General features: G+C 61.0%; 1 protein-coding gene. It reads right to left on the bottom strand.

All coding sequences use genetic code 11. The features are described from left to right. Nucleotides 1–60 precede the first annotated feature (60 nt). A partial coding sequence (locus AC0L3U_RS39800) for a hypothetical protein (protein WP_473365180.1) occupies nt 61–254 on the bottom strand: 194 nt, incomplete at its 5' end.

The following is a 254-nucleotide window of genomic DNA, read 5'->3' as shown; positions in this document are numbered from 1 at the left end:
GTCATTCGGAAACTAAAAACTCAACCGACCGTCACCAATCCTGACGAGTCGGTGAAATGATCACCGCCGGATTTGCTCCCACACCAGATGGGCGGTCAGTGGGCAGCCTTCGCTGAGAGTCTTGCCGGCGCGAGCCAGCAGCGGATCAGCGTGATCACGCAGCAGCGCCAATGCACGCCAGGCGCAGCGTACGTCACCCACATCCAGCCAGTCGTCGATCTGCTTGCGGCGTGGCAGCCATTGCGCTTCGGGTT

The sequence above is a fragment of the Bradyrhizobium sp. Kon69 genome (assembly GCF_055807515.1).
The sequence above is the reverse complement of the archived record's forward strand: the minus strand, read 5'-3'. Positions and strand labels throughout refer to the sequence as shown.